A 21,208-nucleotide genomic window follows, 5' to 3' on the forward strand; every position below is an offset into this window, starting at 1 on the left:
ACAGTGGACATCCGGCAGCTGAACTACTTCATCGCGGTGGCGGAAGAACGGCACTTCGGCAGGGCTGCGAAACGCCTCCACATGGCCCAGCCGCCTCTCTCCCAGCAAATCCGCCAGCTCGAGGAACAGCTGGGGGTTCGGCTGCTTAACCGCACCACCCGCCGCGTGGACCTCACCACAGCCGGCGAACTCCTGCTGGACCGCGGACGGCAGATCGTCAACGATATGGAAACACTGAAAGCGGACGTGTACCAGGTGGGCAAGGGAGCCACGGGCGTCCTTCGGGTGGGCTTCTCGGGTTCGGCCACCTACGGCGTCATGCCGCAGATCGCGAGGCTGGCCAAGCAGATGCTGCCGGGCCTGTCGCTGGCTTTGCATGGCGAGATGCTTACCCCGTCCATGGAAGCCGGACTCCGGGACGGCACGCTGGATGCAGCACTCCTCCGCCCTCCCGTCGCCTCCCAGGACATCGACTACCGCGTTGTCGACCAGGAGCCGCTCGTCCTCGCGGTTCCGTCCTTCAGCGCCCTGGCCGAGGACAAGCCGGTGGCGATGCACGAACTGCAGGACCAGGACTTCATCAGCTACGCGCCCGAATCCGTCCTGTACCGCATCACTTCGGACCTGTGCCGCCAGGCCGGGTTCCAGCCGCGCATCACCCAGGTGGTGGGCGAAACCTCCACGATGCTCGCCTTCGTGGCCGCCGGGGGCGGGGTGGCGGTCATGCCGTCCCGGGTCCGGGCTTTCCAGCTCGACGGCGTCGCCTACCGGGAGATCGACAACGCACCTCCCGTGGAGCTCGCCGTCGCCTGGCTCCGCGGCCACCGCTCCGCCCTGCTGCACAACTTCCTGGACGTCGTCGTGGCCGCCACCGCGCCCGGCCATGACCCGCTTCCCAAAGATGAAAGGTTTTCCCCGTCATGAAAATCGCAGCCATTGAGGCGATTCCCTACTCGATCCCCTACCGCCACCCGCTGCACTTCGCCTCCGGATCCGTCCACGAGGCCGACCATGTGCTGGTCCGCCTCCGCACGGACGACGGCGTGGTGGGCCTCGCGGACACCCCGCCGCGCCCGTACACCTACGGCGAGACGCAAAAGTCCATCGTCGCGGTGGTGCAGGACGTCTTCGCGCCGCAGCTGATCGGCGTCGACATCTTTGACAGGGAGAAGGTCCAGGAGATCCTCTACCGCACCATCCACAACCAGACCGCCAAGGGTGCCGTGGATATCGCGCTGTGGGACGTCATCGGGAAGGCCCTCGGCCAACCGGTGACCAAACTGCTGGGCGGCTACACCGATTCGCTGCGGGTCTCCCACATGCTTGGGTTCAAGCCCGCCCGGGAACTGCTCGCCCTGGCGCTGGAGTTCCGCGAAACGTACGGCATCAACACATTCAAACTGAAGACCGGCCGCCGCCCCCTCCACCTGGACATCGAGGCGGCCCGCGTGCTGCGCGAGGGCCTGGGCGAGGACGCCGAACTCTACATGGATGCCAACCGTGGCTGGTCCGCGAATGAGGCCGCCGAAGTGCTCCGCCGCACCGCGGACCTCGGCCTGCAGTTCCTCGAGGAGCCGGATGACGCCCGCGAAGTCCTGGGCCGCCGCCGGCTTGTCGCCAACGCCCCCATGCCCATCGCAGCGGACGAATCCGCCCCCAACCTCGGCGAGGCCGCCAAGGAAATCCTCAACGGCGGGGCCAACCTGCTGGCGGTCAAGACGGCCCGCTCCGGATTCACCGAGGCCGCCAAGATCGTGGGCATGGCCGAGGGCATGGGAATCGACGTCTACATCGGCAACCAGATCGACACCCAGGTGGGCACCGTGGCGTCCGTGGTGTTTGGTGCGGCCTTCGCCCACACCGCCAAGCGCGCCGCGGAACTGTCCAACTACCTGGACATGACGGACGATCTCCTGGCCGAACCGCTGCAGATCATTGACGGGCGCATCCGCGTCCCCGAAGGCCCCGGCGTTGGCACCGGGGTGAATGAGGAAAAACTCGAACGCTACCGCAGCGACCGCTGACGCCACCCATTCCACGAAAGGAAAAACAGTGAAGTACCTGGTCCATATGGACGTGAAACTGCCCGCAGACCTGCCCGCCTCCGAGGCGGCCGGAATCAAGGCGAAGGAGAAGGCCTACTCGCAGGAACTGCAGCGCTCGGGCAAGTGGCCGGAAATCTGGCGCGTGGTGGGTGAGTACGCCAACTATTCGATCTTTGACGTTGACTCCAACGACGAACTCCACGACATCCTGCAGAACCTGCCCCTGTTCCCGTACATGGAGATCTCGGTGGTTCCGCTGGCCAAGCATCCCTCCGACATTAAGTAAGACAAGCACCGACGCGTTCCGGGTCAGTCCCCTGCCCGGAACGCGGCGGCGAGCTCGCTGCGGGAGCGGATGCCCATCTTCCGGTAGAGCCGCGTGAGGTGGTACTGCACGGTCTTCTCCGCCACGAACAGCGCCCGGGCCGCTTCCTTGTTGGTGGCTCCCCCGGCTACGAGCTCGGCCACCGCCTGCTCCTGCGCGGTGAGCTGGAGGTGGTGGTCGCGGGCGGCGGTGAGCACCGCATCGGCGGGGTCGGGAAGATGTCCGACGTCGAGACCGGTCGCCTTGAGCTCCCTGTCGCAGCGCTCCACATAGGTCGCCGCGCCCAATGAGTCGTAGAGGTCCCGCGCCGCGCGCAGCACCGATGACGCCAGCCGCCGTTTCCCGGCGCGCCGCATGCTCTGCCCGAAGGCGAAGCTGATCCGCGCCCGCAGGTAGGGCCGGTTGAGCCCGCGAAGATGCCCCAGGGCCGCCTCGAAATGCTCCCTCGCCGTGTCCGGATCCCCCTGCGCCGCCAGAAGCCGGCCCCGCGCCCACGCCATCCTGGCCATGTCGGAGGGGACTTCCCGCTCGCGCCGCAGCCCCTCGAAGGACGTCAGGAAGGCGTCGGCGGTATCCAGCTGATCGGTCATGACAAGTGCGTTGACATAGGTGTCCTGCCAAGGCCAGAAGGACACCCGGTCCTCGGTCCACGGGTCCAGCTCGGTCAGCGGCTGGAGCACGGCCAGGGCGCTCTCATAGTCTGCCCGCGCCTCATGGAAGCGTGCCCGCGCCAGGCTGGCGGGCACCTGCATGGCCCGGTACGTCCCCGGCTGGACCGCGGCCTGCGAGACGTAATAGCGGGCCCGGTCCCAGTCCCCACGCATGGACCATAGCTCCGCGGCGGTCCAGTACAGGAGGGGCCGGATCAGGGGCATCCGGGAGGTTTCCAGGCGGACGCTGGACCGTGCGATGGTGGCCGCCGCGGCATCCCAGTTCCCCAGCACCAGGTGGGTGCGGGCCAGCCACGCCTCGGCCCACAGGGAAATCCGCAGGGACCCGCCGCGGTACTCGGTGGGGGCCGCCGACTCGAAGTTCACCAGGGCCGATTCGACATTGTCCATCCGCAGCGCCAGCCAGCCGGCACCCATCTGCACCCGCTGCTTCTGCGCATTCTCGGCGGCGTGACCGAAGGCGCGCTGGTACGAGGCCTCCGCCTCCCCCAGCCGGCCGCAGGCGTACAGGCCCAGGCCATAGATGGCTTCGGACTCGACATGCGCCGGCGTCCCTGGTTCGGTCAACGACATGGCGCGTTCCGCCCAGCCGGTGATCATCGGGCCGTCCCAGGACGCCACCCCGTGCAGCACGAACCGCTGCGCCACCTGCGCGGCAGCCTGGGGGTCGCGCTCCGGGTTGCTGGTGCGCCAGGCCATTTCCAGCTGGCTTTGGGCGCTGTCGTTCTGGCCGGACACCGTAGACAGGTAGCCCAGCACCGAAGAGCGCAGCGGCGACGGCGGCAGCGCGTCCACGGCGGCCGACCAGCTCTGCGCCTCGGCAACATTCCCGGCTCCCACCAGCGCGTCGACGGCGCGCAGGAGCCGGTCGTTGCGGGCCCGGATGTCCAGGGACAGCCGCGATGCGGAAAACAGGGCCGTGGCCACGTCCTGCCATGCGCCCACAGCGGCCTGGCGGGCGGCGAAATCCTCGAGCTCCTCGGCGAGGGCCTGGTCCCCTGCCGGTGTGGCGGAGACCCGGTGCCCGAGTTTTTCACCCTCCGGCTGCACGGCCTCTGCAGCCAGCCGGTGCAGCGCGATCCGGCGGCTGGGAACAATCTGCTCGTAGATCGCCTCCGCCGTTCCGGGTTCAACGAACACGACGGCGGAGCGCGCCTGGTCCACGGACAGCCGCAGGAGGCCGGCGCGGTGGCCTTCGTCCAGGGCATCGAGGACGGACTCCACCCCGCTGACGGCTGCGACTTCGTGCAGTCCGGCGCTGCGGCCCAGCACGGACGCGGCTTCGGCCACGGCAACGAGGGCGGCCGAGGCGGAGTCCAGGACGCTGCGCACGCGTGCGCGCAGCCGGGAGGAGGGAGGCAGCGCGGGGAACCAGCTCAGCCACGTCTCGGCGGGCAGTTCGCGCAGCAGCTCCGTCACGGGCTGCGGCAGACCCCCGGTGTGCCGGACCAGGCCGTGGGCCGCAGTGACGCTGAGGTCGATGCCGTGCAGGCGCCGGGCCACTTCCTGGACCTGCTGCGGAGTGAGCGGCTCCATGGGAATGCGGACCACCTGGTGCCCGGTGAGGTAGTCCAGGACGCCTGCCGGGATGCGCGGCGCGTCGGCGGGGTCCAGGGTCAGCAGGAACAGGATCTTCTTGCCGTGCAGCCGGCGCATGACGAATGTGAGGATACGCAGGCTTTCCACGTCGAGTTTGTGGACGTCGTCGACGGCGACCACCACGCTCCCGTGCGATTGCAGCCCTTCCAGGTGGGTGCCCAGCGTCGACGCGTAGTTGACCACCTGGTCCGTACTCAGGGAGGCGAGGGGACCCGCCGGAAGGTGCGGGCCGCCGTCGTACGCTTTCGCCGAACGCAGCGGCGGGGCGAGCATGAGCTGCGAATAGCCCGCGAGCGCAAACTGCGCTTCCCACTCGTCGCCCATGGCGGAAAGGACGCGGACGCCGCGGGCCCCCGTGCGGCAGTGTTCCAGGAAGGACTCCAGCACCGCGGTTTTGCCGGAGCCGGCGGGCCCGGTGAGGACCACGGCGGCCACCTTGCCCTTACGGACGGTGCGGAGGATTTCCGCGAGCTCAGCGAACACTGCCTCGCGGCCTACCAGCGCCGAATCCGCGCCAATGTCGCCCTGGACGGACCCCGCAGTCATGGCCGCCAGTCTACCGGAGCGCCCTGCCCGCCCGTTCCGGCGGGGGTCCATGCTAGCCCAGGTCCCCGCCGGCCACCGGAAGGATGCTGCCGGTGAGGTAGGACGCTTCGTCGGAGGCGAGGAACACGATGGGCGCGGCCTGCTCGTCCAGGGTGCCGTAGCGCTTCATGAAGGACGATTCCACGGTCTGGTCCACGATCACCTGGTACCAGGCCTTCTCGGTGGCGGATTCGGCTTCCGGGCCACGTTTGACCTTCCGCGGTGGAGCTTCGGTGCCGCCCGGCGCAGTGGCAACCACGCGGATGCCGCGGCCGGCAACCTCCATGGCCAGGGCCTGGGTCAGGGCGTTGACGCCTCCCTTCGCCGCGGCATACGGGACGCGGTGCATGCCGCGGGTGGCAACCGAGGACACGTTGACGATGGTCCCCGATTCCTGTTCCAGCATCGCCGGCAGGACCGCCCGGCAGCTCCAGAGGGTCGGAAACAGCGAGCGGCGGATCTCCTTTTCGATCTTGTCCTCGTCGTATTCCTCGTAGGGGCGCGCCCAGATGGTGCCGCCAACGTTGTTGACCAGGACATCCACGCGTCCGTGGGCTGCAAGCGCAGCCTTGACGGCCCGGTTGGCGCCGGCGAAGGTCTCCAGGTCCGCTGTGACGGACGTGGCCGAACCACCGGAACCGGAGACCTTGGCGGCCTCTCCGATGCCGCGGGCCACGTCGTGGACCAGTTCCGCGCGGTCCACCAGGACCACTGCCCCGCCTTCGGCGCCGATGCGTTCGGCCACTTTCCGGCCGATCCCCTGGGCGGCACCGGTGACGACGGCGACCTTGCCGCCGAAACGGCCGGGGGTCACGAACTGCCCGGCGTACGGCGCAGCCATCAGAGGGCGGCCTTGGCGTCGATGGCGCCGGCCATGGTGTCCTTAGCGTCGTGGGCGTGTGCGGTGATGACGGCGCGGAGGCGGTCCTTGTCACCACGTTCAAAGGCGTCCACGATGTCCAGGTGGTCCTGGGTGACCCGCTCGAAGATCGGCGTTCCGGCGTCGAGGGCCGCGGCCATCTGGGCGTGCACATCCAGGCGCCGGTAGGACTCCAACAACATGGGGTTGTCGCAGACCATGAAGAGGTACTCGTGGAATTCCTCGTTGGTGCGCGCGAACTCCTCGGGGTCCCTGATGTTCCCGCCGTCCACTGACGCTGTGGTGGCTTCGGCGAGCCGGCGGAACTGGCGCAGCTGCGCTTCGCTGAGCCTGCCCAGCAGCAATTCGCTCACCGCCAACTCCAGGCCCATGCGGGCGTCCAGCTGTGCGAAGCTGTCTTCCTTGCGGAAATCCAGCCGGCCGGTCTCCAGCGAGGACACTGCCTCGCCGCGGCTCATCGTGTCTCCTTCGGCCCGGATCTTCCCGGCCGGCGCCGGGGCACCCGTTTCGGCGTCGCCTCCGGTCGTCTCCTTCGGAGCGAACCGCTCGAAGTAGAAGTTGGCGGGCTGGATGCCTTCAGTGTCCAGCCACTTGGAGACGGCGTTGACCATGGGGGGCGGGCCGCAGAGGTAGATGTCCACGTCTCCGTCGTTGAGGTGTTTCGGTTGGATGATCTGGGTGACGTAGCCGGTGTGCGGGGCCGAGGTGCCGGGCTCGGAGGCGATGTAGTCCCAGGTGAAGCCGGGCAGCTTCGCTTCGTAGGCACGCAGCCAGTCCAGGCCCACGATGTCCGCCTCCCGGGTGAGCCCGTAAATGAGGTGGACCGGGCTGGACGGCGGCTTTTCGGAGAGTTTTTCCAGGATGGACAGGAGCGGGGCCAGTCCGGTGCCGCCGGCCAGGAGCAGCAGGGGCCGCTTGGGTTCTCGCAGGAAGAACGAGCCGTAGGGGCCGGTGAATTCAACGGAGTCGCCTACTGCGGCGCGGTCACGCAGGTATTCGGACATGGCGCCCTGTGGGGTGACGCGGACCATGAAGGACGCGTCCTGAACCTCGGGGCCACTGCTGAAAGAGTAGGACCGCTCGGCGTCGGTGCCGGGGACCTTGAGGTTGACGTACTGGCCGGGAAGGAAAGCAAGTGCGTCCCGGTTGTCCACCTCAAGGGTGAAGGACACCGTGGTGTCCGTGTGCCGGTTAAGCTCCTTGATGGTGGAGGTGAAGGTGGCCGCCGCCGTTTTGGCCGATTCCGACGTGGCCGGGATCTGGATGGCCAGGTCGGATTCCGGGACGGCCTGGCAGGTCAGCAGGTAGCCCTTTTCGAGTTCCTCTTCGGTCATGGCGTCGTCGATGTAGTCGCCCGGGTCGAAGGACCCCGAATCGCAGAAAGCCTTGCAGGTGCCGCAGGCGCCGTCGCGGCAGTCCGACGGGATGTTGATGCGCGCCTTGTAGGCCGCGTCCATGACGGTCTCATAGTCGCCGACCTTGATGACTTTGGTGACGCCGTCTTCGAAGCTGAGGGCTACTTTGTGGCCCATGGGGTCCTCCTGGCTGTGCGGGCGCGTCGTCGCGTCCCGGGAAAGTTCTGGCGTGCCCGGCGGGCACGGAATGGGACCTGCAGTGCGGCGCCGGGGAACTCCGGGCGCCGCACTGGGCGGGTCAGATCATGTAGACGTCCACCACGTGGTGGATGTAGTCGTTCTTCAGGACTACTTTCTTCTTCAGAATCACCGGCTCGGGGCCGGAAAGGTCGATCGTGTAGTAGCTGGTGCCGAAGTATGTGTCCGTCGTGTTGTAGCGGAAGTACAGGGTGAACCAGTTGAAGCGCACCTCGACGCGGCCGCCGTCGTTCGCCAAAACCTCAACGTCCGTGATGTTGTGGCCCGTGCGCGGCTCGGGGAGGGAGGTCGCCGAAGACCGGTCGGTCTTGATCCGGAACACCCGGTCCTCGATGCCGCCGCGGTTGTCGTAGTAGATCAGGGAGATCTCGTTCTGGGGGTCCTGCGTCAGCTGGTCGTCCACGTCCCAGGCCGGCATCCAGAATTCGGAATCCGGGTGGTAGCACTCCAGCCATTCATCGAACTGGCGGTCGTCCAGCAGGCGGGCTTCCCGGTAAAGGAAGGCCCGGACCGTTTCGAGGGTTGCGATCTCCTCTTCGGTCTTTAGGACCGGGGCGGTTTGGGTCAGGTTTGTCATGGGTTCTGCGCTCTCTGTGGTTCCGGTGGGCTCTGTCAGGCGGAGGCGGGGACGGAATCCAGCGCGGCGCGGTCCTCTTCGTCCACCAGGGCACGGTCCATGACTTCCTTCCAGTACCCGTGCTGGATGGGGTAGAGCCCTTCGTCTTCGGTGCGCACGCCGGAGGCGATGACCCTGGTCATGCCCAGGGCCTGGGCCTGCTCGTCCGGGCCGGCGATCTCGTGCGTAGAGCCTCGGGTCATGTCGTTCCACGGGGCGCTGGTGGCCCAGTAGGTCTTGTTGCAGGAGCGGAATTCCTCCAGGTCGTCCGGTGTGGCCATGCCGGTGGCGTTGAAGAAGTCCTCGTACTGGCGGATGCGCTTGGAGCGGTTCTCCTGGGACTCGCCCTTGGGCGCGATGCAGTAGATCGTCACCTCGGTCTGGTCCGCGGAAATCGGCCGGAAGTGGCGGATCTGCGAGGAGAACTGGTCCATGATGTAGACGTTCGGGTACAGGCACAGGTTTCGCGAGATGTTGATCATGAAGTTGGCCATCTCCTCGCCGTACTTCTGGACCAGTTCCTCGCGGCGGTCCCAGAGCGGACGGTCCTCGGGATTGGTCCATTCCTGCCACAGGAGCAGGTGGCCGTGGTCGTAGGAGTAGAAGCCGCCTTTGACCTTGCCCCACTTGCCGGCGTCCATGGCCTTGGTCTTGTTGGCGGAGTCACCGGCGCTGCGGCGGGCTGTGGTGGCGGCGTAGTTCCAGTGCACGGCCGTGACGTGGTAGCCGTCCGCGCCGTTCTCGGCCTGTACCTTCCAGTTGCCGTCGTAGGTGTAGGTGGATGATCCGCGCAGCACCTCCAGCCCTTCGGGTGACTGGTCAACGATCGAGTCGATCACCTTGGTGGCATCGCCCAGGTGCTCCTCGAGCGGCAGCACGTCAGCCTTCAGCGACCCGAACAGGAAGCCGCGGTAAGACTCGAAGCGGGCCACCTGGGTGAGGTCGTGCGAGCCTTCCTTGTTGAAGGTCTCGGGGTAGCCGGCGTTCCTGGAATCCTTGACCTTCAGCAGTTCGCCGGAGTTCTTGAACGTCCAGCCGTGGAACGGGCAGGTGAAGGTGGTGCGGTTGTCCGTCTTGCGGCGGCACAGCATGGCGCCGCGGTGCGAACAGGCGTTGACCAGGCAGTTGAGTTTCTCGTCCTTGTCCCGGGTGATCATCACCGGGGTGCGGCCGATGTACGTGGTGAAGTAGTCACCCACATTGGGGATCTGGGACTCGTGGGCCAGGTATACCCAGTTGCCTTCGAAGATGTGCTTCATCTCGAGCTCGAAGATGTCCTGGTCGGTGAAGATTTCGCGCTTGGCCCGGATGATGCCGTTTTCACGGTCGTCGATCACGGCGTCGGCAAGGACCTCGCGGGCATGGATCAGGTTCTCGGTCATGGCGTGCTCCCTCATTGGAGATTGCTGGACGGATGGGCGGGAGGTCCGGGCTGGCGGCGGCGCCGGCCGTGGACGTTAGAGGCAATCCTTCCCCGCCGTGACTCGTCCCACATCAGGCAAACACCTAGGGTCCACCAAGGGTGTGTTTATGTCCTGATAATGACTAAGAACCGGCCTTATCAATATTTGTTTCGTCATTATCTTCGGACCTACGATGAGACAGACATCACGCGACGCCACGGCCCGCAGGTTCTCCTGTGCCGGCGTCCCGCGGCGGGTACAGGAGACCTTCCTGGGCCCCAATTTCAAAGACGAAGGTGGAGACCGCCATGACTGAGACCCAAGTGGATATCCGGAACGAGAACGAGGGCACGGCCGTTGAAGCCGGCTCGAAGGCCACCGAACGCTTCACCGCTTCCGGCAAGCTTTCGGAACTGAACGTGCCCAAGGAACGCGTGAGCCTGCTGGCCGGCGCGCTCATCAAGGCCGCGAATGACATCGTCGTTGAGCACGAGGTCACCTACGAGGAGTACAACGCCCTGAAGGCGTGGCTCATCAAGGTAGGTACCGACGGCGAATGGCCGCTGTTCCTTGACGTGTGGCTGGAGCACACGGTGGAGGACGTCAACTCCCAGGAGCGCCCCGGCACCAAGGGCACCATCGAGGGCCCCTACTACGTGCCAGGGTCACCGGACCTTGCGACGCCGGCCACTGTCCTCATGCGCGACGGCGAGGAGGGCACCCCGCTGCGCTTCACCGGCCAGTTCACGGACACCAACGGCAGCGCCCTCCAGAACGCCCAGGTGGAAATCTGGCACGCGGACGCCGCCGGTTTCTACTCGCAGTACGCCCCGGGCCTGCCCGAATGGCTCTTCCGCGCCACGGTCAAGGCTGACGACCAGGGCCGCTTCGAAATCAACACCATGCGTCCGGCGCCGTACCAGATCCCCACGGACGGCGCCTGCGGCCAGCTCATCGAGGCGGCCGGCTGGCACGCCTGGCGCCCGGCCCACATCCACATCAAGGTCTCGGCACCCGGCTACCAGCCTGTCACCCAGCAGCTCTACTTCCCGGGCGACCCGCACAACGCCGACGACATCGCCTCGGCCGTCAAGCCGGAACTGATGCTGGACCCCCGCCCCCGCACGGACGGCGGCGCGGGCGAGGAAGTTGTCTACAACTACATCCTCGCCAAGGAAGGCGAGACCAAGTAGGTCTTTGCCCCTGCCTGTTTGAGGCCGGGCGCCAGATCCCGGCAACCCAGGCGCCCCGGAGCTGCATCTCCGGGGCGCCTGTCCTTTCTGACCACGCAGCCAGGAGCCAGGATGCCCACTTCCCGCAAGGACCCATGCACCCAGCCCGAAACCGCAGCAGCACCCGTCCATGCAGAGGCGGCGCCCGGGCTGCCGGCCGCGGAGGTGCCGCCTGCGCAGCAACCGCTCCTGGAACGGCCCGGACGCCGTCCGGCCGGACCACGACGTTTCCTTCGGGACGTGGCACCCGCCTACCTGTCCAACGGCGCCATTGGCCTGGTCTTCACCGCCTCCGGGCCCATCGCCGTCACCCTGGCGGTCGGGGCAGCGGGCGGGCTCAGCCAGGACCAGCTCGCCTCGTGGGTTTTCGGCATCCTGTTCTCCGGCGGCGCCGCGACACTCCTCATGTCGCTGCTGTACCGGCAGCCGCTGGGATTCGCCTGGTCGATTCCAGGCACGGTACTGCTCGGGCCGTCGCTGCAGCACCTTTCATTCGCGGAAGTAGTAGGCACGTTCTTCACTGCCGGGCTGCTCATCCTGGCCTTAGGGGCAACAGGGGTGGTCCGGCGAATCATGGTGATGATTCCCATGCCGATCGTCATGGCCATGGTTGCCGCCGTCTTCCTCCGCTTCGGTACGGACATCGTTTCCTCCAGCCAGTCCAATCCGGCCATTGCCACGCCGATGGTGGGCGCCTTCCTGCTCCTGACCGCCGTACCTGCCCTGGGGAAGTTCCTGCCCCCGGTCCTCGGGACCCTCGTGGCCGGCTGCCTGGCGGTGGCAGTCAGCGGGCAGTTTGTCGCCGGCGTACCCGGGCCGCTCCTGGCCGCCCCGGTCTTCACTCCTCCCGTCTTCACGTGGGCGGCGCAGCTGGAACTGGTGGTCCCCCTGGCGCTGACGGTCCTCTTCGTCCAAAACGGCCAGGGCATCGCCGTGCTCCGGGCCGCCGGCCACCTGCCACCGGTGAACGTCTTCGCCATCGTGTCCGGCGTGTTCTCCCTGCTGAACGCCAGCCTGGGTGCCGTATCCGCCTGCGTGACGGGCCCTACGAACGCCCTGTTGACGTCGTCGGGAGTTAAAGAACGGCAGTACACAGCAGCGGTGACCTACGGCTGCCTCGCCCTGGCCGGCGCCGCGCTGGCTCCCACCCTGACCCGGCTGATGCTCGCCACGCCGAAGGAATTCGTCCTGGTCCTTGGCGGAATTGCGATGCTGCGGGCACTCCAGCAGGCGTTCGTGACCGCCTTCTCCACCACCTTCACTCTTGGAGCGCTGGTGACCTTCGTCGTGACCATCTCCGGCCTGGATCTGTTCAACATCCACGCAGCCTTCTGGGGCCTGGTCATCGGATACGCCGTTTCACGGCTGCTGGAGCGTCCGGACCATCTCGATCTTGAGGGGATCAACCCGCAAGGTCTTCCTCGGACCAGCCCCGCACCAAGCGGAGGACCTCAGTCTCACTGAGGGATACTCAGCTCCGCCGCCCACAACGCCAGGTCGTGGATGCGCAACAGCTGAAGCACCAGGCCTATGTGGCCAATCAAGCAATTCACGTGTCTTTCCTTTTAGGCTGCGCGAGAATCACCGGCCGAAACGTCGGAGGGGTCGGCCTCCACCGAAGGCAGTCCCCCGGCAGGCAGGCAGCGCGTCACCAGCCCACGCTTTGTTGACTGGGCGGGGCGCGGGGCGCCCACAGCGATTCGATGGCTCCCGTGATGTCTGAGAGAAGTCCCGCAAGAAGGCATTCATACCAAAGTCGGCGAAGTCATGTAGTCCCACGTACCTTCGCCCATGAACGGTGTTGGCCAAGAAACCACGGAACCCACCACAGCAGGCGGAGAGCGCACCAGCCAGGACCCTCAACCCGTCACCTCACACCTGAAGAGGCCATCGCGGCGGCCAGGCCACAGTCGGCGAACCACCCGGCAGAGCGACGGTGCCACAAGATCTGTACGCACGTTAAAGCAAAAAACCCCTCTGACGAGGGGATATGCTGTGCCCGAGGTGGGACTCGAACTGCATTCCAGCCCGTGCAAACACTGGGAACCGGCGTAAACATGCGGAATCCGAGGCAGTCCGAAGGCTGTTTGGCCCAGTACGAGACGAAAAGTGTGGACATTGTCCACACCCCCTTTCGGGGGCGTTGGAGGACTACCGGGGCACCAGATGCCTGGAAATCTCGGCGGCAGCGTTCGGCAGGTCGATAGTGCCTGCGGCGACTCCGACGACGAGGTCGAAGCCTTCATCCGTGTTGAAGTCATGCCGGTAACCGTTGATCCACAGCAGCAGCACCATGAGCGTCCACGCCGTCCGTTTGTTGCCATCAATGAGTGGATGGAACCGCGCGACCGACTCCAACAAGGCTGCCGCCTTCACCGCGAGTTCCGGATAGGCTTCCGCGCCCATGACAGTCGTAGCCGGCCTGGCCAATGCCGAGGCCAACAACCCAACATCACGGATATGGAAGCCGTACCGATCAACTACCTGAAGTGCATCCTCAATGTCCAGGTACGCTGTCACGCGTCTTCAAGGCGCTTCAGCAGATCAGCGTCATGACTCATGACAAAATCAAGACCTGCGCTGATTTCACGTCGGCGCGCGTGGCGCTGCAGAACCAACTCTGCGCCCTGCAACAGAAGCGCGGACTTCGACGTATGTTCCTCGGCAGCCAACTTCTCCAGCCGCCGATCGAGGTCTTCAGGGACACGGAGATTCATAGCCATGCCTACATGGTACCAAACCGGTACCCGTCCTTGACTGAGCTGCACGCCTCGCTAATTGGACCAGACTCACCCAAGCAGGGTCGCGGTTTCTTGGAAAGCTCTGTTGTTTTTCAAGACGCTACGCTGCTGAATCCAGAAGTGTGTCTACTTCCAGCCTCGCTCTAACGCCCTCGAACCGACGCCCGCTCACCTGTCTCATAACCAAGGATGAGTACCAGGTATTGGCTACGAAGTTATGAGACATAGCTACGAGAATCGCCCTTACCATCGCTCGTACAAGATTCCGTAGAAAATCAGCGACCGTCCAGGTCAGACGTTTCTCCGCGGAAATGAGACATCTCATTTCCCAAGGGTTACGAGACGCATATTGCCGCCAGATCTCTCGGGCTAGTTAGACCCGGGCGGTGAAAAGCTGCCACTCCCACAACACTGCCTCAGGGCGCTCCTGTCATTTCGGGGCTGCATGAGTCGAAACTGGTCTCCGTGCAACTCTTCATTGTCACAGGTTCTGTGCCGGAGGAGACTTGAAGCGACGGCCTCCCATCTCGGGCCGCCCGCGGGGCCATCTGGTTGCGGGGCCTCACAGTCGTCTGCAGCGGCCTGTTGGATCCATGAGTTCCATGACACCCCCCGGAATGGCCGCTCCGCGGTCGCGCCATCTCTTGTCCCTTCTGGCTATCGCACTGATTGCGTGTCTCGGCGGATGCGAGTATGAGTCCGATGACGTCCCGCAACCGACCGCCAGTTCTCCGACTACGGAGGCCCGCACCGTCCCACCGCAGTCGGGCGGCGGCGACACCGGCAGGGTCTCACCGCTGCCGGAGAGTGGCGATATGGACGCCGGCACATACCTAGTCCCCGTCGCCGGCTACGAGGAGCCTTTCGAGGTCACCGTTCCAGGCGGCTGGTTTGCTCTCGACGGCGACAGCCTGGGCAAGGATGATCCGGATCACCCGGCTGAATGGGCCGTCTACCTGACTCTTTGGCCCGCGGACTATGTGTCGAAGGACGCATGCAACTGGATGGGCGCCCTGGCCGATGTCGGTCCGTCGGCCGAGGCCTTCGTTAACGCGATGGCGGCGCAGTCGTCAACGGCAAGCACTCCTCCCGCCAAGATCATGGTGGGCGATTACTCCGGCTTCGAGTTCGACCACTCCGTCGAGGGCAGCGTGGACATCAACGCCTGCGACGGCAGCAAGTTATGCATCCACTCAGGATCTAGATACGACTGCTCACGCTGGTACTCAACTCAGAATGAACACGAAACCTACCGGGTGGTCGACCTGAAGGGCCAGCGAGCTGTCGTCGCGGTGGCCCATATCGACGAATCGGTCAATCCGGACCTGATGAGAGAGGCGCGCGCCGTCTTCGACTCGATCGTGTTCGGGTCCGACAAGTGACCAGCTGATCCGATAGGTGATCCCGCCCTCGGGCGCCGGCCTCCTTCTCTGAAACCCACCTACATGTCTCATAACCGAGGCGCCTCAAAATGCTAGCGTTTCAATACAAGCTGCTTACGGCCCGGCCTAGTCAGTGTTCGGCTCGGTGCTCCTTTGAAGCGGGTAGAGTGCGTCCATGACATTGGGGGATGCCACGCCGAACACTGACGGCCGTCCGTGGGCTTTCGCCGCCGTCTGCGTCATGGTCCCCGCTCTCACGCTGATGGTGTTCAACCTGGCCGATCCGGTGATCCAGCTGCTGCCTTGGTATGTGGCCACCTACCTGCTGATCGGGGCATGCATCTTTGGCCCGACAAGAAAGCTCCCGTCGCTGCGGCAGGCCGTGGCGTTCCTGCTTCCGGGCGCCCTGCTCGTGCCGCTTGCGCTGACGAACGTCGGCTGGTGGTGCGGCGGCTGGCTGCTCGGGCTGCCAGCCTGGGGGTTGCTCCTGAGCCGGTGGACGCCGGGGAACCCGCTCCCGGCCGTTCAAGTGTTGAAATTCCATGGACTGTTACTGCTGGGCATGACGATCTACACGTTCAACGGGATCTACCCGATTCCCAGCCTGGGCCTGTTCCTGCTCCCGATCATTCCCCTTGTCCGGCTGGCCTACCCTGCGTACCGGGCCAGACCACTGCAGGCTGCCGTGGAGGTCGTTCTGGCCGTGGCTGCCGTCGTGGTTGCCTTTGCTATTCCCACCCCCGAAGGGTCATGGTCTTCGCCCTGGGTCTACGCGGGTGGGGCCGCGACGGCTGGACTCATGATCGCCTATTGGGCCTGGTGGCTCCCCCGTCACTCCCGGCGCCGGCGGCTTGATACCGGAGCAATCGTCTAGCCCGCGGTCTTCTACCAGGGAATCCTCTGAGGCTCTTTCTCATTACCTATGTGTCTCAAATCCCAAGGGTTATAAGACGCATTGCCGCCAGATCTCTCGGGCTAGTTAGACCCGGGCGGTGAAAAGCTGCCACTCCCACAACACTGCCTCAGGGCGCTCCTGTCATTTCGGGGTTGCATGAGTCGAATCTGGTCTCCGTGCAACTCTTCATTGTCACGGGTTCTGAGCCGGAGGAGACTTGAAGCGACGGCCTCCCATCTCGGGCCGCCCGCGGGGCCACCCGGCTGCGGAGCCTCACAGCACCCTGCAGCGGCTTGGTGGATCGATGAGCTCCATAACACCCCTCAAAAAGGCCGCTGCTCAGCGGTCGCGCCAACTCTTGCCCCTGGTCGCTATCGCACTGATTGGCTGTCGCGGCGGGTGCCAGTATGAGCCCGATAACGTCCCTCTCCCGTCCGCCAGTTCTCCGACTACGGAGGCTCGCACGGCCCCGCCACTGCCGGACGGAGGGGGCACCCGCACGGTCCCGCCGCTGCCGGAGAGTGGCGATATCGACGCCGGCACATACCTCGTCCCCGTCGCCGGCTACACGGAGCCTTTCGAAATCACCGTCCCAGACGGCTGGTTTGCTCTCGACAGCAAAAGCCTGGGCAAGGGCGACCCGGATCACCCGGCTGAATGGGCCGTCTACGTGACTCTTTGGCCCGCCAACTATGTGTCGATGGACGCATGCGCCTGGATGGGCGCCCTTGCCGACGTCGGTCCGTCGGTCGAGGCCTTCCTCAGGGCTATGGCGGCGCAGTCGTCAACGGCAAGCAGTCCTCCCGCCAAGGTCATGGTAGGCAATTACTCCGGCTTCGAGTTCGACCACTCCGTCGAGGGCGATGTGGACATCAACGCCTGCGGCGCCGACAGGTTATGTATCTACTCAGAAAATAGATTCACCTGCACACACGGGTACTCGACTCGCGGCGAGCGCGAAACCTACCGGGTGGTCGATCTGAACGGCCAGCGGGCTGTGGTCGCTGTGGGCCATATCGACGAGTCGGTCAATCCGGAGCTGATGAGAGAGGCACGCGTCGTCTTCGACTCGATCGTGTTCAAATCCGACCAGTTGATGTGATGGGCGATCCCGCCCTCGGGCGCCGGCTCCTTCTCTGAAACCCACCTACAGGTCTCATAACCGAGGCGCCTCAAAACGCAAGCATTACGAGACAAGCCTGCGACGCTGATTAGTCGACACAGGTGGTGGGAATGTCAGTGTCCTGCATCTTTACCGTTTGCGGGTCCGCCGGTGGAACAAAATTTCGGAGGGTCTCCTGAATCTTGTCGCGGAGCGCCTCCGCGCCAAGGTGCTGTTCCCAGTGCAGCACCCTGACGATGTCCAAATTCCTGCGTGCCCTAAACGCGCGAGAAGATGGAGGCCGATTGACCACGACGATGAGGGCCCGTCCTTCCATGCCTTCCGTAGCTTTCATGCGGCGTGCGTCATAATCATTCAATTGGTCCAAGAAGCCAATTCGAGAGTCCTCTTTGAGGAACCGGCTTATGACTACTGCTGACATGCCGTCGTGTCTGAGGAGAACGTCGATTCTGTTGTTCGACCTCCCAACTAGGGGGTTGAACTTCATTTTTCCTGCATCCCAAGCCTCGCGCAGCGCAATTGTGGTAGCGAGGTTATAGGCGTAATTGCGAAGAGCGGACGTGACGTCTCCTGTGTGCCAGGAAGAGTCTGCGAAGGTCTGGACTTCCCTCCACTGAGCTCTTAGATCTCCAATGCTTGCCGTAGCAGGGTCAGTTCGCCGGCCGTTGATATACGTTTGTTTAATGCCTCTAACAGCACGCTGCTGAAATGCACCCTGCGAGGTACGTTTGAGAGCATCTAGCAGGTCCAGTGCCAGTCCGCTAGGCAACCGTTCCTGCTTGGGGTCCTTCGGAACGATTCTGTCAGTCACCCATTCAAACTTGTCCCACCACGCTTTGTCCCGAGCTTCATCCTTGGTGTGCTGGAGACCTTTGTTGAAAGTGGTGGCCGCAATAACTGCAGCTAGTACTGCTGCGGTACCAGCTGCAGCCGGACTGGTTACAAAGTCTTGAAGAAAGTCCTCCCACGCCTGGGCGCTCTTCCACTGCAGAGCAAGTGAGACAAGCCAGATAAGGCCTGCAGCGACAACAAGCGCAAGAATCCATACGGTTACGCGCAGTACTGACCGAGTTTTGGCCTTTAGTCCACTCCACCAAGTAGACAGAAGCTGAATGGGAAGACGCGGAACGTCCCACCAACCAATTTCAATTTCGGTTTTCCTGCGTTCACCAGCGTCCTCTAGCGCCGCGGCCGCGAACGTTTCTAAAGTGCCTGGTGAGGTTCCATCTGTTTCGGCCCCGGGCCCAGGTGTAGTCACAAGGAAATTGTAGGGTGAATCTCTCTCGCATCAAGTTACCTGCGTCAGTATACGGGCTGTTGCCAGAAGCCTTGGTGACGGACGGCAAACCAACTAAAAACTCGCGCAGGCGGGTATTAGCTGCTATTTAGTTGAATAAGCGGTGGAATTGAGCTCGCAAGTCGAGCTGGCGAACCTAAGGGTTGTAAGACGTCATCAGAACTGGCTGTGACAGGTTTATATGGCCCCGGCAGGACGGTTATTTCTGGCCCCCCTTCATGACTCGCCGGGCACCTGTGGCGGTTATTTGTGGCCCCACCTTCAACGTTGGATTCATCACTGGATGGATGCGGCGGAAGGCTGGTCTGGATGGAGTCGAGAGTGGAGTTGTTCGCGCGGATTCGAAGGGACGCCCGGGTTGAGGGCCTGTCGGTTCGTGCGTTGGCGGTCCGGTACGGGGTTCACAGGCGAACGGTAAGGCAGGCACTGGATTCGGCTGCCCCTCCGGAGCGTAAACAGAGGCAAGGCGTGTCCTGGAGGCTGGAGCCTTTTAAGGGCGCGATCGATGCGATGCTGATCGAGGACACGACGGCGCCGCGGAAGCAGCGCCATACTGCACGCAGGATTTTGGCCCGGCTCATAGAAGAGCACGGAGCGCAGGAGCTGTCGTATTCGACGGTCCGTGATTACGTAAGGGTCCGTCGGGCCCAGATTGATGTGGAGGCCGGCCGCCGGGTTGAGGTGTTCGTTCCTCAGGAACACGCTCCGGGTGCTGAGGCTGAGGTGGACTTCGGCGAGGTCTATGTCGTGCTGAACGGGGTGAAGACGAAGTGTCACCTGTTCATTTTCCGGTTATCGCATTCGGGCAGGGCCATCCATCGGATCTACCCGACCCAGGCCCAGGAGGCCTTCCTTGAAGGGCACATCGAGGCCTTCAAGGTTCTGGGCGGCATCCCGACTAAACACATCCGCTATGACAACCTCACCAGTGCTGTCACCGCTGTGGTGTTCGGTCAGGGCCGGCAGCGCCGGGAGAACGACAGATGGGTGTTGTTCCGTTCCCACTACGGCTTCGACCCCTTCTATTGCCAGCCCGGCATCGCCGGGGCCCACGAAAAGGGCGGCGTTGAAGGTGAGGTGGGCTGGTTCCGCCGCAACCGGCTTTCACCGATGCCGGTTGCTGACTCCCTGGACGAGCTCAACGACCGGATCCGCAAATGGGAAGCCCAGGACGAGGACAGGAGGATCAATGACAGGATCCGCACCATAGGCCAGGACTTCGAGATCGAACGGCCGTTCCTGGCCAGGTTGCCGGCAGAGGACAGCGTTGCACGGCTCCAGCCCACGAGCCGGGCAGCGTCTTCCGCAGTACGGCCCTTCGCACGGGCGTCCTGGGCGATCGCCAGCTTGTCCGCGATGACGGCAGGGTCAGACGCCGGCCGGCCGAATCGGGTTCCGTTCTGCCTGGCGGCCGTGATGCCAGCGTTGACACGTTCAACGATCAGCTCGCGCTCATACTCCGCGAGGGTGGCGAGCATGTTCAGCATCAGCCGGCCCGTTGAGGTCGTGGGGTCGATGCCGTCCGAGATAGATCTGACGTGGATGCCGCGGTCGCGCAGCAGGGTCACGGTGTTGAGCACATCAATCAGCGACCGGCCCAACCGGTCGACCCGCCACACCACAACGGTGTCGCCCTCCTCGGCGTACTCGAGAAGTCTTCTCATTCCGGGCCGCTCGATGGCGGTCTTGCTGCCCGAAGTCACGTCCGCGAAGACGTCACGTTTCTGCACGCCAGCGGTCACCAGCGCGTCCAGGTGCAGCTTGGCATCCTGACTGGGAGTGCTGACGCGCGTGTAACCAAGTAGCCTCACCAGGCCATTCTGACTCGAAAAGTCCCCGCTGTACTCTCGGCGAGACGACTGGTGGCGAGACGCGTTTCCGAGACGCAGGCAGCCCTGCTTTCCCGCAGACCCGACCGGCTCATCCCTGCCCCGGAGGGGTGTCTTGAAAAGCTGTTGTTTTTCGAGACCCCCATTACCAATCACACCGCCATAGAAACTCCGCCACCGTGAGCTGACCTGATTTTTCCTGGCCTATCGAGTCAGTAGCTGCCGTTCCATGCCTGCGATAAAGATGTCGACTTCAAAGTCGAACTGGGCCCCAATGTCCTGGGGCCCGTTGATCTCCAATGCGATGAGTGCCCGGAAGGCTTCATAGCCGCCAGCGTCCTCGGCTTTTTCGATCAGCCGGCGCACTTCGGGTGCCTGCGGGTGTTCGCCGAGTTGCTGCTCCATGATGATGTCCCTGCCTACGGCCATGGCGAAATGGGTGACAAAGGCGAGCCCCCTGCCTGCGGTGGGCAGGTCGAACCCTGCCCGGATCATGTGCTGAAGCACCAGCTCAGCTGGTTCAAAAACGGCAAGATTGTCGCTGTTGAGTCGGAAGTAGTTGCTCACAACGTTGGTAGAAACCATACTGTCCCGCACGGTCCCCGCCCAGACCCGGATGGCCGTTTTCCAGTCGGTGTCGGCGGTCACCCCTGCGGCCTCGAAATGCGCACTAAACCCCTCGGTGAAACTTGACTCAAAGACATCGGCCGCCAGAAGGCGGAGCAACCCTTCGCGGTCCGTGACGTGGTAGTTGAGGGCTTTGCGGTCGACGCCAAGTTCGTCGGCGACAGCCTGCATGGTCAATGTTGCCGGATCCATTGCTCGAGCGGCTTTCACGATCATGCTCTGGTTGATGCGCAACGGGCCCCCGCGCTTGCGTCCCTTAGAGCTCGAAATACTCTCCGTCTGAATAGTCATGGTGTCCTCCTCGAGCCCTACCTATTGACGTGATCTGTATAACAGTCTAGCGTT

The 21,208-nt window shown here is 64.3% G+C and carries 17 protein-coding genes and 2 pseudogenes; 9 read left to right on the plus strand and 10 right to left on the minus strand.

The features are described 5' to 3' along the window. Positions 1 to 3: 3 nt before the first annotated feature. Genes IEX43_RS17620 through catC form a run of 3 tightly spaced genes read left to right on the plus strand, consistent with a single transcriptional unit; the run spans position 4 to position 2,331 of the window. Positions 4 to 924, plus strand: a complete 921-nt coding sequence (locus IEX43_RS17620) for a LysR substrate-binding domain-containing protein (RefSeq protein ID WP_188813128.1) — start codon at positions 4 to 6, stop codon at positions 922 to 924. Further along, positions 921 to 2,024: a mandelate racemase/muconate lactonizing enzyme family protein gene (locus IEX43_RS17625; RefSeq protein ID WP_188813130.1), complete on the plus strand. Its 1,104-nt coding sequence runs from the start codon at positions 921 to 923 to the stop codon at positions 2,022 to 2,024. Before IEX43_RS17620 ends, IEX43_RS17625 begins: the two co-directional genes overlap by 4 nt. Before the next feature lie 28 nt (positions 2,025 to 2,052). After that, positions 2,053 to 2,331 carry a muconolactone Delta-isomerase gene (catC, locus tag IEX43_RS17630; protein ID WP_188813132.1) on the plus strand — a complete coding sequence of 93 codons (279 nt, stop codon included), beginning with the start codon at positions 2,053 to 2,055 and terminating at the stop codon, positions 2,329 to 2,331. A 23-nt stretch (positions 2,332 to 2,354) separates the two neighbouring features. Here the strand turns inward: catC and IEX43_RS17635 are convergent, their stop codons facing one another. The 5 genes from IEX43_RS17635 to benA form a co-directional block, all read right to left on the minus strand. After that, on the minus strand, positions 2,355 to 5,186 hold the full coding sequence (locus IEX43_RS17635) for an AAA family ATPase (RefSeq protein ID WP_188813134.1): 2,832 nt from the start codon (positions 5,184 to 5,186) through the stop codon (positions 2,355 to 2,357). A 52-nt stretch (positions 5,187 to 5,238) separates the two neighbouring features. After that, the gene (locus IEX43_RS17640) at positions 5,239 to 6,066 is read right to left on the minus strand and encodes a 1,6-dihydroxycyclohexa-2,4-diene-1-carboxylate dehydrogenase (RefSeq protein ID WP_188813136.1); all 828 of its coding nucleotides are present in this window, start codon (positions 6,064 to 6,066) and stop codon (positions 5,239 to 5,241) included. After that, entirely contained in the window at positions 6,066 to 7,637 is a 1,572-nt protein-coding gene (gene benC, locus IEX43_RS17645) for a benzoate 1,2-dioxygenase electron transfer component BenC (RefSeq protein WP_188813138.1), read from the minus strand. The genes IEX43_RS17640 and benC overlap by 1 nt, the downstream gene beginning before the upstream one ends. 121 nt (positions 7,638 to 7,758) lie before the next feature. Continuing rightward, complete coding sequence (gene benB / locus IEX43_RS17650; RefSeq protein WP_192044084.1) at positions 7,759 to 8,295, minus strand: benzoate 1,2-dioxygenase small subunit; 537 nt, start codon at positions 8,293 to 8,295, stop codon at positions 7,759 to 7,761. 35 nt (positions 8,296 to 8,330) lie between these two features. Continuing rightward, positions 8,331 to 9,716, minus strand: coding sequence for a benzoate 1,2-dioxygenase large subunit (gene benA, locus IEX43_RS17655; RefSeq protein ID WP_188813141.1), 1,386 nt, complete (start codon positions 9,714 to 9,716; stop codon positions 8,331 to 8,333). A gap of 329 nt (positions 9,717 to 10,045) precedes the next feature. Between benA and catA the strand changes: the two genes are divergently transcribed. Both catA and IEX43_RS17665 read left to right on the plus strand, forming a co-directional pair. Continuing rightward, a complete protein-coding gene (gene catA / locus IEX43_RS17660) occupies positions 10,046 to 10,930 on the plus strand; it encodes a catechol 1,2-dioxygenase (RefSeq protein ID WP_188813142.1) in 885 nt (294 codons plus the stop codon). Positions 10,931 to 11,041: 111 nt separating this feature from the next. Continuing rightward, positions 11,042 to 12,433, plus strand: a complete 1,392-nt coding sequence (locus tag IEX43_RS17665; protein WP_188813144.1) for a benzoate/H(+) symporter BenE family transporter — start codon at positions 11,042 to 11,044, stop codon at positions 12,431 to 12,433. 687 nt (positions 12,434 to 13,120) lie between these two features. Here IEX43_RS17665 and IEX43_RS17670 read toward each other — a convergent pair. Together IEX43_RS17670 and IEX43_RS17675 are read right to left on the minus strand one after the other, a co-directional pair. Next, positions 13,121 to 13,489 (minus strand): type II toxin-antitoxin system death-on-curing family toxin, encoded by a 369-nt coding sequence (locus tag IEX43_RS17670; protein WP_188813146.1) that lies wholly within the window; start codon positions 13,487 to 13,489, stop codon positions 13,121 to 13,123. Next, positions 13,486 to 13,692, minus strand: coding sequence for a ribbon-helix-helix protein, CopG family (locus IEX43_RS17675; protein ID WP_229666519.1), 207 nt, complete (start codon positions 13,690 to 13,692; stop codon positions 13,486 to 13,488). Before IEX43_RS17675 ends, IEX43_RS17670 begins: the two co-directional genes overlap by 4 nt. Positions 13,693 to 14,525: 833 nt before the next feature. On the opposite strand from IEX43_RS17675, the gene IEX43_RS17680 reads away from it, so the two are divergent. The 3 genes from IEX43_RS17680 (at position 14,526) to IEX43_RS17690 (ending at position 17,089) form a co-directional block, all read left to right on the plus strand. Beyond that, positions 14,526 to 15,092 carry a hypothetical protein gene (locus IEX43_RS17680; RefSeq protein ID WP_229666520.1) on the plus strand — a complete coding sequence of 189 codons (567 nt, stop codon included), beginning with the start codon at positions 14,526 to 14,528 and terminating at the stop codon, positions 15,090 to 15,092. A gap of 175 nt (positions 15,093 to 15,267) precedes the next feature. Then, positions 15,268 to 15,966 (plus strand): hypothetical protein, encoded by a 699-nt coding sequence (locus tag IEX43_RS17685; protein ID WP_188813150.1) that lies wholly within the window; start codon positions 15,268 to 15,270, stop codon positions 15,964 to 15,966. Positions 15,967 to 16,291: 325 nt separating this feature from the next. After that, on the plus strand, positions 16,292 to 17,089 hold the full coding sequence (locus IEX43_RS17690) for a hypothetical protein (protein ID WP_188813151.1): 798 nt from the start codon (positions 16,292 to 16,294) through the stop codon (positions 17,087 to 17,089). A gap of 109 nt (positions 17,090 to 17,198) precedes the next feature. On the opposite strand, the gene IEX43_RS17695 is transcribed toward IEX43_RS17690, so the two are convergent. After that, a complete protein-coding gene (locus tag IEX43_RS17695; RefSeq protein ID WP_188813153.1) occupies positions 17,199 to 18,368 on the minus strand; it encodes a hypothetical protein in 1,170 nt (389 codons plus the stop codon). A 348-nt stretch (positions 18,369 to 18,716) separates the two neighbouring features. On the opposite strand from IEX43_RS17695, the pseudogene istA reads away from it, so the two are divergent. Then, a pseudogene (istA, locus tag IEX43_RS17700) lies at positions 18,717 to 19,662 on the plus strand (IS21 family transposase); the annotation flags it as partial. Between the two features lie 7 nt (positions 19,663 to 19,669). Here istA and IEX43_RS17705 read toward each other — a convergent pair. Continuing rightward, a pseudogene (locus IEX43_RS17705) lies at positions 19,670 to 20,218 on the minus strand (recombinase family protein); the annotation flags it as partial. A gap of 222 nt (positions 20,219 to 20,440) precedes the next feature. Further along, the gene (locus IEX43_RS17710; RefSeq protein ID WP_188813155.1) at positions 20,441 to 21,154 is read right to left on the minus strand and encodes a TetR family transcriptional regulator; all 714 of its coding nucleotides are present in this window, start codon (positions 21,152 to 21,154) and stop codon (positions 20,441 to 20,443) included. Positions 21,155 to 21,208 lie beyond the last annotated feature (54 nt).

It is taken from the genome of Pseudarthrobacter polychromogenes (assembly GCF_014644495.1).
Taxonomy (GTDB): Bacteria; Actinomycetota; Actinomycetes; order Actinomycetales; family Micrococcaceae; genus Arthrobacter; species Arthrobacter polychromogenes.